The organism is Symbiobacterium sp. (assembly GCF_040797425.1).
Taxonomy (GTDB): domain Bacteria; phylum Bacillota; class Sulfobacillia; order Symbiobacteriales; family Symbiobacteriaceae; genus Symbiobacterium.
Genome location: NZ_JBFNEH010000018.1, coordinates 48049 through 60459 on the forward strand (window position 1 = coordinate 48049; position 12411 = coordinate 60459).

Genomic DNA, 12411 nt, shown 5'->3' on the forward strand with positions numbered 1-12411 from the left:
ACTGCACCGCACACCAGAGGCCGACAAGGAGTGGTATCGAACTTGCGACTGGCCACAAGGGTTCTGCTGTTCCTCAATAAGTTCTTCCGCCCGCCCGTACACCCGTTCAACCTGGCCAACCAGGGCACGATGCGCTACGCCGACTGGCAGTTCGAGCGGGGGCACCTCACGCTGGAACACTACCGCCCCTTCGCATCACCCGAGGAGATCATGAAGGGGAAGACGGTGCTGGACATCGGCTCCGGCGCGGGCGGCAAGACCCTCTACTACGCCACGCTGGGCGTGAAGAAGATCTACGGCGTGGACGTCGTCCCCCACTACGAGGAAGAGGCCCGGGCGATGGCGACGGAGAAGAACCTGGCTGACCGGGCGGAATTCCTCACGGCGGACGCCACGCAACTGCCCTTCGCCGACGACTTCTTCGATGTGATCATCGCCAACGACGTGATGGAACATGTGGCCGAGCCCGAGGCGGTGCTGCGGGAGGCCTTCCGCGTGCTGAAGCCCGGTGGGAGGTTCTTCACCAACTTCCCACCGTATTACCACCCTTACGGCGCCCACCTCTCCGACGTCATCGGCATCCCCTGGGTCCACGCGCTCTTCAGCGAGCCCGTGCTGATCGAGGCCTACCGCGAGCTGGTCAGGGGGCTGCCCGACGCCGACATGCGGCTGCGCCTGCGGCTGGGGGACCCCGAGCGCAACTCGACGCGGCTGACCTACATCAACCACATGACCATCAAGCGGTTCCGCCGCATCGTGGCGGAGTCGCCGTTCCACGTCGCCCACTGGCGGCTGGTACCGCTTCGCTCCTTCCTCCGGCCCCTGGCGGTGCTGGCCCCTGAGTTCTTCATGAAGGCGGTGGTCTGCATCCTGGAAAAGCCGGCGCGCGCGTGAAACCGACGGTTGACGCCGGGACGGTGATGTAGTTACAATGGGCTACATCGGATCGGGCATGTAGCACCAATCGGCTACAGGCACCGGGGCTACCATCCTTGATGACCCGATCGCACGTGCGACCCCGGATATGCGGCAGCCTCCGAGCCCCCGAGAACCGAGGGCCTGGAGGCTGTTGCGCATACTAGCCTAAGGGAGGTGTGAGGGTGAGCTTCTTGTTGGAAACCAGCCTGATCCTGGTCTCCGTGCTGGCGGCCGGCCGCCTGAGCCAGCGGCTCGGACAGCCCGCCGTGCTGGGCCAGTTGCTCGTGGGGGTGCTCCTCGGCCCGGCCCTGCTGGGCTGGCTCCATCCGGGGCCGCTCATCAGCGAGCTGGCCGAGATCGGCGTGGTACTCCTGATGTTCATCGCCGGTCTCGAGACGCAGTTTGAGGAGATCAAGCGGAACGCGTTCGCCGCTACGCTGGTGGCCACCCTGGGCGTGGCCCTCCCCTTCGTCGCCGGCTGGGGGCTGGCCAACTTGTGGGGTTACGGATTCGCAGTAGCGATGTTCACCGGTGTGCTGCTGGTGGCCACCAGCGTCTCCATCTCGGCGCAGACGATGAAGGAGCTCGGTCACCTCCAGTCCCGCCCCGGCGTCACGGTTCTGGCCGCTGCAGTACTGGACGATGTGCTGGGCATCATCGTCCTTTCGGTGGTTCTGGGCAGCCTGGGCGTGTCGGGCAGCACCGAGCCCCTGCCGGTCCTCCTGGGGAAGATGGCAGTCTTCTTCGCCCTGGCCGCGCTGGTGGGCTACAAGCTCCTGCCCCTGCTCCTCCGGCCCGTCGCCCGCCTGGAGAGCAGCCTGCCCCTGCTCACGGTCGCCATCAGCGTTGCGCTGGCCTTCGCCTGGGCGGCCGAGTTCGCCGGGCTGGCGGGCATCATCGGCTCGTACCTGTGCGGGCTGATGCTGAGCCTCACCGAACTCAGGGAGAAGATCATGCACGAGGTGGAGCACACCGCGTACGCCTTCTTCGTGCCGTTCTTCTTCGCCAACGTCGGTCTCTCGGCCACGTTCTCCGGCATGACCGCCTCCTTTTTGGGTTTCATCCTGATCCTCGTGCTGGTCGCGGCGCTGACGAAGATCGTCGGCTGCGGCGCCGGCGCGCTGCTCGCCCGGTTCTCGCTCCGCGAGGCGACGCAGGTGGGTATCGGCATGATGGCCCGCGGCGAGGTCGGCCTGATCGTCGCCACCATCGGCCTGAACGCCGGACTCCTCCCCCCTGACCTCTACACGACCATGGTGTTCGTGAGCCTGGGCACGACCCTGCTCACCCCGCCGCTGCTGAAGGCCGCCTTCCGGGCGGAACCGGCGGGGGTGGAGGTCCAGCCGGCCGCAACGGACTAGACGCCGGCTGCAGGTGCACACAAGGGGCTGCCCCGAGCCTCCCGCAAAGGGGTCTCGGGGCAGCCCTGGCTTTTGTGCGATGGCTCGGCCTCACTGTCCCCGGCCGCCCTGGTAGCCCGCCACCGCGCGTGCGACCACGTCCTTCAGACGCCAAGCCGTGATGGCGTGGTGTGAGGCATGCCACACGGCCCGGCCGTCCCAGATCAGCAAGGCCTGGGGCGACTGGTGGGCCACCCCCACCCGACCCGCCAGGGCGAGCGAAAGGGGCCGCTCCTGGATGACCCGCACCCACGCATGCCCCACCCGGGCCGCCTCCGGGCTGGCGAGGAACGCCTGCCACTCCCGGTGCGCCTGAGCCGAGATCGGGCAGGTGGTGGAGTGTTTGAAGACCAGCACGGGCCGGCGCCGGGATTCGCCCAGCACCCATTCCACATCGGCCGGGGTGCGAATCTGCCTGACCTCGGCCATGCGGCTACCTCCTAACTGTGTCTCAGGCTCTCTCCCAGTCTATGGCCCTCCGGGATGGCTGGCCTGCGCCTCCACCGGGCGCACGGGCTCATCCACCGACCAGACCGAGACCTCCTGGCTGCCCACCGCCTGGACCGTGGTGTCTGCCCAGACGGCCTGCAGGCGCTCGTAGTCGGCCACCGTGATCAGCGGGTCCGAGCCGCTCTCGTAGTCGCGCATGGCCTGCTCCACCGCCACCACCCGGTAACGCTTCTGCCCGTCGACCGTATACGGGTGCACCCAGGTGGGGATGAACGAGACCCGCTCGATGCGGGTGACCCCGCCCTCCTTCGCCACATCGATGAGCAGCATCAGGCCGGCCTCCCGGTGGAGCCCCTCCTGGTTGGAGATGAAGTTGCCAAGGCTGTAGATTACGGCCCGGGGCAGGTCACGCCCGAACTCGTCCTGCACCTGGCGGACCTCGATGGGCTGGATCACGTGGGGGTGGCAGCCCAGCACGATGTCCGCGCCCGCCGAGAGGGCCAGGTCGACGAAGTAGCGCTGCTCGTCGTTGGGCTCCCGGGCGTACTCCTCGCCGAAGTGGAGGGCCACGGCCACCAGGTCGACGCCCTCCATCTGGCGCGCCCGCCGGATGTCGCTCGGCAGCCGCTCCGCGTCCAGCATGTTGACCGACCACGGCTCGGGCAGAGGGATGCCGTTGGTGTACCCGGTGTAGGCCAGCACCGCCACGTTGATCCCGGGCGCCGCCTCGACCACCAGGATCTGCTCTCGCTCCTCGGCCGAGCGGAACGAACCGGTATGGGCAACGCCGTACTGATCGAGGGCCTCGTTGGTCTTCCGCACGCCGAACTGGTCGTAATCCAGCGAATGGTTGTTGGCGTGGGTGAGCACGTCAAAACCGACCGCCTTCGCATCGCGGGCAAACTCGGGCGGCGTGTTGAAGCTGGGGTAGCCCGACCAGGGGTAATCCGGCCCAGTCAGGGTAGTTTCCAAGTTTGCAATTGCGAGGTCGGCGCCTTCTATCCACGGCCGAACCGGCTCGAACAGCGGCCGGAAATCCCAGCCGCCGTCGGGCAGTGCCGAGGAGTAGACCAGCGGCAGGTGCATGAGGAGGTCGCCCACGGCCAGGATCCGGGCGGTCGTTCGGGGCGGCTCCGTCTCTTCCGGGGGCGGCGCATCCGGTTGGCCGGGTTCTGGCCCGGCCGGCTCACTCCCGCCCGGCGCGGGAAGCGCCGCCCCGGGCGGCGGCTCCGAAGCCGTGTCGGGCCCCTCCGGGGCGGCGTTGCTGCAAGCCGTGAGAAGCACGAGCATGAGGGCGAGGAAGGCCCGGAAGAAAGGGCGAACGCGCGTCACGAAGATCCCCACTTCCTTGTTACCGTTCATTCATTTCTTATTGTGACGCTGCCGCCCTCGCACCGGTTCCCGGTCCTAACCGGCGTGCCACGCCTTCCGGCACTCGGCCAGCAGGTCCAGGATCTCCTGCGACAGGGCGACGACCTGTTTCACCTCCCGGGCCGCCTCCTCCCGCTTCCCCTCGTTCCAGAGTTCGACGGCGTGCCGCACCGCGTCGTGCAGCTCCCGATGGGGCCGCTCCAGGTCGTTGAACGCCCGGATCGACCGGCCGGCTGCGCGGTTCGCATCGTACCAGCGGCCCAGACGACAGGCATGGTGGTCGCCCACGTCTTCGGGGGAGATCTGCTCCCGCCCCAGCAGCATCCCATGCAGCCGCTGGACCCAGAGCACGTGATCCCCCCGGGTGACCGTCAGCAGGTCTTCATCCGACAGGCCGATCTTGCACTGCTCGGTCAGCGAGCGGAGGGTGCGGAGGGCCCCCTGCAGGTCGGCGACCATCACGGCCAGCTCCGACGTGGCCTGCTGCACCTTGCCCATGGTGCCGGCGATCTGGTTGATGCTCGTGGCGGCCTGCTGTACCGCGCGCGACTGGTCCTCGGCCGCCTTCGCGATGTCCGTCATGGGGGCGGTGCTGTCGGCCACCGATTTGCGGATCGTCTCGAGGGCCAGCTGACCCTGCTCGGCGAGGCCGATGTTCTCGCTGATCTGGCGCGCCAGCTGCTCGGTGGCCTCGAACACGGCGTTGGCCCCCTGCCGCAGGGTGGCGATCTGCTCCTGCACCTCGCGCACGGCCTTGTGCGACCGCTCGGCCAGGCGGCGCACCTCCTGTGCCACGACGGCGAAGCCGCGGCCCTGCTCGCCCGCGCGGGCGGCCTCGATGGCGGCATTCAGCGCCAGCAGGTTAGTTTGCCCCGAGATGTCCTCGATCAGCTCCAGCACCTGGTGGATGGGCTCCACCGTGCCCAGCAGCCGGTTCACGTTCTCCTGCAGGCGGGCCATGTTGGCGGAGATGGCGGTCATGCCGTCCAGGGCCCCGTGCACGTGGGTCACGGCCGTTTCGGCCTGCTTCATGGTCTGGTTCGCCGTGCTCACCGCCGCATCCGACGAGGCGGCCACCTCTTCCACGGATGCCGCCAGTTCTTCCGCCAGTGCAGCCACCTGGTTGATCTCGTCGGCCTGCGCCCGGGTGGCCTCCACCAGGTCATCGGCGGCCAGCAGCGGCCGCGCCCCCTGTTCGATGGCGCTGGCCGAGGCGGTCGCCAGGGAGGCCAGCATGCGCTCCTGCTGGGTGATCATCTGCAGCATGCCTTCGCGGACGGGCTCAGGCACAGCGGCCGCCATCGCCCGCGCCTGGACCAGGTCGCCCCGGGCGAGACACTCGAACGTGCGGTTCAACGCCTCCCAGTCCGGTTCTTCGGCCACGTCCGGCACGACCGGAACCTCGGCAGGCTCTGCTGCGGTCGGCTGTGGCGTCTCTTGCTCACTCAGGTTCGGGGGATTCTCCACAACTGTGCGCTTCCGGAACCACACCGGCGTCACCCCATTTCCTATTCCGTTTTGCCTGATAACCTATAGGTTATGCGACAATTGCGTTGCCTCAAGTTCAATGTATTGCGATTAAGGCCCTGGTCAAGGCGTTCGAATTGTTTATTGAGAGGCCGGGGCCGCCCGCATGGCCCGGCAGGCACGGGAAAATCGCCCGGGCGCGCAGCAGCGGGACGGGTCGCCGTCCCGCTGCACGGTTGCGCTCTCGGTTAGCCCGCCTCCCTGGCCTCGTACTGCTCCCTCAGTTTGGCCACCACGTTCGGATCGGCCAGGGTGGTGGTGTCGCCCAGGGCACGGCCCTCGGCGATGTCCCGCAGGAGCCGGCGCATGATCTTGCCGGAACGGGTCTTGGGCAGGTCGGCCACGAAGTAGATCTCCTCCGGCCTGGCCAGCGCGCCGATCTTGCTTACCACGTGCTGCTTCAGCTCGTCGACCAGGTCGGGGCTGCCGCGCCGACCCTCCTTCAGGGTGACGAAGGCGGCGATCGCCTGGCCCTTCACGGCGTGGCTGCGGCCGATGACGGCGGCCTCGGCCACCATCGGGTGGTCCACCAGGGCCGACTCGACCTCCATGGTGCCGATGCGATGGCCCGACACGTTGATCACGTCGTCCACCCGGCCGATGACCCAGAAGTAGCCGTCCTCATCCCACTTGGCGCCGTCGCCGGTAAAGTACGTGGCCTTGCCGAACTTCTCGAAGTAGGTGGCCGCATACCGGGCCGGGTCGCCCCAGAGGGTGCGCAGCATCGACGGCCACGGCGACTTCACCACCAGGTAGCCGCCGGTGCCATAGGGCACCTCCTCACCCTTCTCGTTCACAATGGCCATCTCGATGCCCGGGAAGGGCCGCGTGGCCGAGCCAGGCTTCGTCTCCACGACGCCCGGCAGCGGCGTGCACATGATCGCCCCGGTCTCCGTCTGCCACCAGGTGTCGACGATCGGGCATCGCTCGCCACCGATGTACTTGTGGTACCACATCCACGCCTCGGGGTTGATGGGCTCACCCACCGTGCCCAGCAGGCGCAGCGAGGAGAGGTCGTACTTGCCCGGCCAGCCCTCGCCCCAGCGCATGAAGGAGCGGATGGCCGTCGGCGCCGTGTAGAAGATGTTCACCCGGTACTTCTCAACGATCTCCCAGAAGCGGCCCCGGTCGGGATAGTCGGGGGCGCCCTCGTACATGAGGGTGGTGGCGCCCTCGGCCAGCGGACCGTAGATCACGTAGGAGTGCCCGGTGATCCACCCGATGTCGGCCGTGCACCAGTAGACGTCGCTCTCCTTCAGGTCAAAGACGTACTTGGTGGTGGCCGCCACCTGCGTGAGGTAGCCGCCCGTGGTGTGAAGCACACCCTTGGGCTTGCCGGTGGAGCCGGAGGTGTAGAGGATGAAGAGCGGATCCTCGGCATCCATCTCCTCCACCGGACAGCTCGAGGGGGCGTTGCGCATCAGGGTGTGGTACCAGTTGTCGCGCCCCGGGTGCCACCCGTGTTCCACCAGCGACTCGTGGCCAATCCGCTTGACCACGATCACCCGCTCCACCGACGGGCAATCGACGATGGCCTCGTTCACGATCTGCTTCATGCGGATGATATTGCCGCGCCGCCAGCCGCCGTCGGCCGTGACCACGACCTTGGAGCGGCTGTCGTTGATGCGGTCGCGCAGCGACTCCGCGGAGAAGCCGCCGAAGACCACCGAGTGGATCGCGCCGATGCGGGCGCACGCCAGCATCGCCACCGCGGCCTCCGGGATCATCGGCAGGTAGATGGTCACCCGATCGCCCTTGCCGACGCCCATCTGCCGGAGCACGTTGGCGAAGCGACAGACCTCCCGGTGCAGGTCAAGGTAGGTGAGCACGCGCTCCTCCCCCGGCTCGCCTTCCCAGATGAGGGCCGCCTTCGTGCGGATGTGGCTCTCCAGGTGACGGTCGAGACAGTTGTACGCGACGTTGAGCTTTCCCCCCACGAACCACTGGGCGAACGGCGGGTTCCACTCCAGCACCTTCTCCCACCGCCGGAACCAGTGCAGGCGCTCCGCCATCGACGCCCAGAAACCCTCCCGGTCCCGCGCTGCGTGCTCGTAGAGGCTGTGGTCCGCCACGTTGGCCGCCGAGGCGAACTCGGGCGGCGGCGGGAACCGCCTGTTCTCCTGAAGCAGCGCCTCGAACTGCTTCGCATCCATCGCTCCGAACCCTCCCCCTGAAATCCGGTAGCAGTCGTGTTTAATTCGTCGGACTATACGTATTTTCCTCTAAGTTCTTACAATCACATGGGTGCCGGGTGTGAAACCAACCCGCTTTCCAGATCGTCCCAGTATTGAGCGCAGCTGCAGCCGCCAAAGGGGGAACCCACATGCGTCGCCTGGTTACCTGCTTCCTGGCCGCCGCCATGCTCTGCGCGGGCTGCACCCCGACCGCACGGGAGGCGACCGTGAGCTCTCCGCCCCCACAGACGCAGAGCATGCGGAGTCTGGCGTCAACGATCACTGCGCCGGATCCGTCCGACCCTGTCTCGGTTCAGGAGCGCCGCACCGAGAACGCTCCGGCGGACGCCCGGCCGGCAGAGGGGTCCGCCCCGGCCCCGGCCCAACCCCCGTCAACCCTGGCGGACGTCTCGCTGCCCCGCCTCCCCCTCTGGGGCCGGCCCGGGCTGCACCTGGCCAAGGCGGATGCCGGCGCCGGTCCGGCTTACGCCTACGCTCCCGTCGAGATGCTGGGAACCACGCTCCAGCCGGTGCGCCTGCGCCAGGGAACGGCCTATTTCCGGGTGGAGGACGACGCGGTCTACCTGCACGGTGTGGAGACGCCCCGGGGCGGCTTCAGCGCCCTGCCCGAGCCGCAGCTCGTGCACCGCCTGCCCGTGCGGGCGGGCGACACCTGGACGATCCACTTCCCCGGCCTCATGGGCGATCGCTTCACGTACACTGTGGAGGCGATCGAGCCGGTGGAAACGCCCACCGGCGAGCAGCCGGCGGTGCGCGTGGCGGTCGCGGCGGAGGACGGATCAGGCGCCGTGGAATGGTGGGTGCCGGGCTACGGGTTGGTGAGCTACGCGGACGCGTACGTGTCCTGGCGTGCGGAACGAGAACTGAACCGTGAACCGGAGTGGCCCGCCGCCGTCGGCCGGCCGGCCCCCGGATGGCAGGCCCTCCTCTGGGACGACGGCAACCAGTACTGGATCACCACGAGCGACGGAAAGCAAGAGCTGTTCCGTGTGGCCGACTCCTACTGGCGCAGCTACTACGGCTGGGCGCAGGCCGGGGAGTACGACCTTCTCACGCACTACCTCTACCCCGGCTCCTGGGGGGTGGGCCGCTTCTCCGCCTTCCGCTACAGCGAGCAAGCCGGGCAGTTCCAGCAGCTGAACTGGATCTCCTCAGCGGGAACCACTCCCCAGGTCGTCGGGGACGGCGGTTGGGGAACGACCGGCACGTTCACCCTGTGGGACTTCACCGGCTACCCGACCCGGGTCTACGTCTATCGTTTCGACGGCGAGGCCATGCGTTCTGACCCCGGCGAAGAGCGGATGGTCCGCGCCCAGTCTCCGGAGGCGTTCGTGCGACGCTTCTTCAACCCGCCGCCTCTGAATGAGGCGGACGCACGGGCGATGTTCCGTGACCCCGGGCTGTATGAAGAGGCGCGGCAAATCATCAGGGAGCTCGGCATCCCCGTCACCGTCGGCGTGGGTGCGATCGCCCCCGTTGACGGCAATCCGAACGCGTTCATCGTGGGCGACGGAGACCAGCTGGTGCTGGTCGAGGTGGAAATGGGCGAGGCCGACTTCCTGTTCACCCGGTTCGAGTTGCTGGCCGGCGGGGAGTGAACCGGAGGCGGCCAAAGCGTACCGCCCCGAAAATCCACGGAGCCTGTACCCCTGCTTCGAGGTACAGGCTCCTTCACGTCGTGGCCCATCTTATCCCTGCGTCAGCATGTTCACGATTTCGATCGGCGTGGCATCAGTGGGGATTACGAAGGTCCCTGCCTTCAGCTGCGTCTCCACGCCCAGCTCCGTCACCACCGAGAGGAACTCCTGCTCGTCTCCGATCAGGCCGTTCTCCTTCAGCAGGGCGGCGATGTCCTGAGAGGTGGAGCCCATCTCGATGGTCACGGTGACGTTGACCGGCTTGTCGGTGGGCTCGTCCTCGGAGGGCTCGGGACTTTCGGGGACCCCGGGGACGTCGGACGGCTCCTCCCCCGCCGGCGACTTCTGGGTGCCGGGTTCCTGCGCGTCAGGCCCCTTCTGCTCCGTTCCCCCCACCACGGCGGGGTTCTGCTCCGGGCCAGGCTCCGGCGGCGCCTGCCGGCCCCCGAAGAAGGGCAGGAGCGCGGCCGCCACCAGCAGCCCCGCGCCGAAGCCCACCGCCAGTCCGCGGTAGAAGCGCCGGTCTCCGCCAGGCAGGTACCACGGCCGGTGCTCCGGGATCTTGATCACTTCTTCATCGTACTGCAGCGGACTGGTGAGAATATCCCATGCCTCCTGGACGGTGGACTCGGGCGGGATGCGTGCGGTCTTGTCCAGCCGCGCACGCTGCGCCGGCCCACCCCACACGCCCAGCACGACAAGCACCAAGCCGAGACCCAACAGGAACCAGATCACCAGAAAGCCCCCCTGTCCGATTCGCTTCTTGACCGTTTGGATGTAATTGCAACGGGCAGGACATCTCAACTGCCAGATGGAATTGAGTCGGGAGATTCACGAGGGAGGGTTCAGTTCTTGGAGGGTTTCCCGTTCACCTACGAACAGCAGGTCGTGTTCCGCGACATCGACATGTTGGGGCATGTCAACAACGCGGTCTACGCCACCTACTTTGAGACCGCCCGCGTGGAGTACCTCCACGCCATCACGGCAGACCTACCCGATCGCTACTCCTTCATCCTGGCCGAGATCACCATCACCTACAAGTCGCCGGCCTACCTGCGGGAGCGGCTGATCATCGGCGTGCGCACAGCCCACATCGGCAACTCGAGCCTGGTGATGGAGGGCCAGATCGTCGAGAAGGAGAGCCGGCGCCTTGTCGCCACCAGCCGGGCCGTCCTGGTGCACTACGACTTGCGGGAGCAGCGGCCTGTGCCCATCCCCCAGGAACTGCGGGCGCGCATCGCCCGCTTTGAAGGGCGGGAGTTCTGACCATGCCACTGCGAAGACCCCGGCGGCGGCTCGCCGCGCTCCTCATCGCAGGGCTCCTGCTCGCCGGCTGCACCTCCCAGAAAGCAGGCCCCGCTCCAGTAGACGGTCCGGGGCGTCTGGAGGATTCGACGGGGCCGGTGCCCGTCCCTGCGATGGTAGCGGAAATCCCAGCGGATCCCCCCACGGTCACCCTCGAGCCTGGCCAGGTGCAACAGGGCGATTTCGCCGTGCTCCGGGTCGATCAGCCGCTGCCGGGCGAGCCGGCGCTTTACGTGGAGGGCCTCTCCGAGCAGCCGAGGCTGTTCCTGCTCGACCGGCAGCCCACCGCGTTCATCGGCTTTCCCGCCAATGCCCGGCCTGGCCGCTATCCCGTCCGCCTCACCTGGGACGGGGGCCAGTGGGAGGGCAGCCTCGAGGTAGTCTACAAGGAGTTCACCGTCGACCGGTTGGAGGTGACGGAGGAGCAGGAGCAGGTGTACTACGACCCCCGCCAGGCCGAGGAGTGGGAGCGGCTCTACCGCCTCCGTTCCACCAGCCGGCCCGAACCGCTCTGGCGCGACGTGTTCCGGCCCCCCCTCGAGGGCGATCTCGTGGTCACCACGTACTTCGGCGAGATCCGCATCGTGAACGGCGTGGAGACCGGTCGGCACAGCGGCATGGACTTCGCCGCCCCGACGGGCACGCCCATCCTGGCGCCGGCCCGGGGCAAGGTCATCCTGGCCGAGGAGTTCATCGTCTCCGGCCGTACGATCGTGATTGACCACGGCCTCAACCTCTTCACCGCCTATTACCACTGCGAGGAGCTGCTGGTGAAGGCCGGCGACTGGGTGGAGGCGGGGCAGACCATCGGCCTCGTGGGCTCCACCGGGTTCTCCACCGGTCCTCACCTGCACTGGACCGCCACGGTGGGGAACACCCCGGTGGACCCGTGGCCCCTCACCCAGGGGAGGGTGGCCGGCCTCTTCACCACCCCTTGAGACCCCCCCGCCGCCGTGTTAGCATGATGGCGGAGCGACCAGTGGGGAAAGGGGGAAACTGCCGTGGAGAACAGGCTTGAGCAAACCCCGGTTCCACCCGAGGCGCCGAGGGGGCCGGCGCCGGAGGAGCCCGTTCGCCCGGCCACCGACGAGGAGGTGGAGGCAGCCGTGGAGGCGTTCTTCCGCCGCTACCGGCGGGCGCTGGAGCGGCTCGGCAAATGCTAGTCTATCTCACCGCCGACCACCTGCTGGCCCTGCACGGGCGGATCATCGCCGAGACGGGCGGCCCTCCGGGGGTGCGGGAGATCGGCGGCGTGAAGTCGGCCCTGGCCCGGCCGTTTGCCGAGTACGGGGGCCAGGCGCTGTACCCGACGCTGGAAGAAAAGGCGGCCGCACTGGCGGAGGGCATCTCCCGCAACCACCCCTTCGTGGACGGCAACAAGCGCGTGGCCATCGCCGCCGGGTGCCTTTTCCTCATGCTCAACGGGCGCGAGATCACCGCCTCCGAGCAGGAGTTGGAGCACACCGCCTGGTCGCTGGCCGTACGGGAACTCGACCTGGCCGGACTGGCCGAGTGGTTTCGCCAATACAGCCAACCCGCGTCATAGTCAGGCGGGGGGCCCCCCCCCCCCGCGGCCCCCCGCCAAACCCAAAAGGGCAACTTGGGGGA

The 12411-nt window shown here is 68.0% G+C and carries 12 protein-coding genes; 7 read left to right on the forward strand and 5 right to left on the reverse strand.

Features of this window, described 5'->3' with window-relative positions:
* Positions 1–42: 42 nt before the first annotated feature.
* Together AB2385_RS07695 and AB2385_RS07700 are read left to right on the forward strand one after the other, a co-directional pair.
* A complete protein-coding gene (locus AB2385_RS07695) occupies positions 43–894 on the forward strand; it encodes a class I SAM-dependent methyltransferase (RefSeq protein ID WP_367654373.1) in 852 nt (283 codons plus the stop codon).
* Positions 895–1100: 206 nt separating this feature from the next.
* The gene (locus tag AB2385_RS07700; RefSeq protein ID WP_367654374.1) at positions 1101–2279 is read left to right on the forward strand and encodes a cation:proton antiporter; all 1179 of its coding nucleotides are present in this window, start codon (positions 1101–1103) and stop codon (positions 2277–2279) included.
* 90 nt (positions 2280–2369) lie between these two features.
* Here the strand turns inward: AB2385_RS07700 and ytxJ are convergent, their stop codons facing one another.
* The 4 genes from ytxJ to acs form a co-directional block, all read right to left on the reverse strand.
* Positions 2370–2747, reverse strand: coding sequence for a bacillithiol system redox-active protein YtxJ (ytxJ, locus tag AB2385_RS07705; RefSeq protein WP_367654375.1), 378 nt, complete (start codon positions 2745–2747; stop codon positions 2370–2372).
* Positions 2748–2786: 39 nt separating this feature from the next.
* Positions 2787–4100 (reverse strand): CapA family protein, encoded by a 1314-nt coding sequence (locus AB2385_RS07710; RefSeq protein ID WP_367654376.1) that lies wholly within the window; start codon positions 4098–4100, stop codon positions 2787–2789.
* A 75-nt stretch (positions 4101–4175) separates the two neighbouring features.
* On the reverse strand, positions 4176–5531 hold the full coding sequence (locus AB2385_RS07715) for a methyl-accepting chemotaxis protein (protein ID WP_367654377.1): 1356 nt from the start codon (positions 5529–5531) through the stop codon (positions 4176–4178).
* 323 nt (positions 5532–5854) lie between these two features.
* Positions 5855–7819: an acetate--CoA ligase gene (gene acs, locus AB2385_RS07720; RefSeq protein ID WP_367654378.1), complete on the reverse strand. Its 1965-nt coding sequence runs from the start codon at positions 7817–7819 to the stop codon at positions 5855–5857.
* A gap of 170 nt (positions 7820–7989) precedes the next feature.
* Between acs and AB2385_RS07725 the strand changes: the two genes are divergently transcribed.
* A complete protein-coding gene (locus AB2385_RS07725; RefSeq protein ID WP_367654379.1) occupies positions 7990–9459 on the forward strand; it encodes a hypothetical protein in 1470 nt (489 codons plus the stop codon).
* Between the two features lie 90 nt (positions 9460–9549).
* Here AB2385_RS07725 and AB2385_RS07730 read toward each other — a convergent pair whose 3' ends face one another.
* Positions 9550–10233: a hypothetical protein gene (locus tag AB2385_RS07730; RefSeq protein ID WP_367654380.1), complete on the reverse strand. Its 684-nt coding sequence runs from the start codon at positions 10231–10233 to the stop codon at positions 9550–9552.
* A 117-nt stretch (positions 10234–10350) separates the two neighbouring features.
* On the opposite strand from AB2385_RS07730, the gene AB2385_RS07735 reads away from it, so the two are divergent.
* The 4 genes from AB2385_RS07735 (at position 10351) to AB2385_RS07750 (ending at position 12349) form a co-directional block, all read left to right on the forward strand.
* Complete coding sequence (locus tag AB2385_RS07735; protein WP_367654381.1) at positions 10351–10764, forward strand: acyl-CoA thioesterase; 414 nt, start codon at positions 10351–10353, stop codon at positions 10762–10764.
* A gap of 2 nt (positions 10765–10766) precedes the next feature.
* Entirely contained in the window at positions 10767–11741 is a 975-nt protein-coding gene (locus AB2385_RS07740) for a M23 family metallopeptidase (protein ID WP_367654382.1), read from the forward strand.
* Between the two features lie 63 nt (positions 11742–11804).
* Positions 11805–11966 carry a hypothetical protein gene (locus tag AB2385_RS07745; protein ID WP_367654383.1) on the forward strand — a complete coding sequence of 54 codons (162 nt, stop codon included), beginning with the start codon at positions 11805–11807 and terminating at the stop codon, positions 11964–11966.
* On the forward strand, positions 11960–12349 hold the full coding sequence (locus AB2385_RS07750; protein ID WP_367654384.1) for a type II toxin-antitoxin system death-on-curing family toxin: 390 nt from the start codon (positions 11960–11962) through the stop codon (positions 12347–12349). Before AB2385_RS07745 ends, AB2385_RS07750 begins: the two co-directional genes overlap by 7 nt.
* The last annotated feature ends 62 nt before the right edge of the window (positions 12350–12411 follow it).

Excerpts from the sequence above, each read along its gene's own strand:
- ytxJ (WP_367654375.1), bottom strand. The coding sequence starts at position 2,747 with ATGGCCGAGGTCAGGCAGATTCGCACCCCGGCCGATGTGGAATGGGTG.
- AB2385_RS07740 (WP_367654382.1), top strand. The coding sequence starts at position 10,767 with ATGCCACTGCGAAGACCCCGGCGGCGGCTCGCCGCGCTCCTCATCGCA.
- acs (WP_367654378.1), bottom strand. The coding sequence starts at position 7,819 with ATGGATGCGAAGCAGTTCGAGGCGCTGCTTCAGGAGAACAGGCGGTTC.
- AB2385_RS07750 (WP_367654384.1), top strand. The coding sequence starts at position 11,960 with ATGCTAGTCTATCTCACCGCCGACCACCTGCTGGCCCTGCACGGGCGG.
- AB2385_RS07725 (WP_367654379.1), top strand. The coding sequence starts at position 7,990 with ATGCGTCGCCTGGTTACCTGCTTCCTGGCCGCCGCCATGCTCTGCGCG.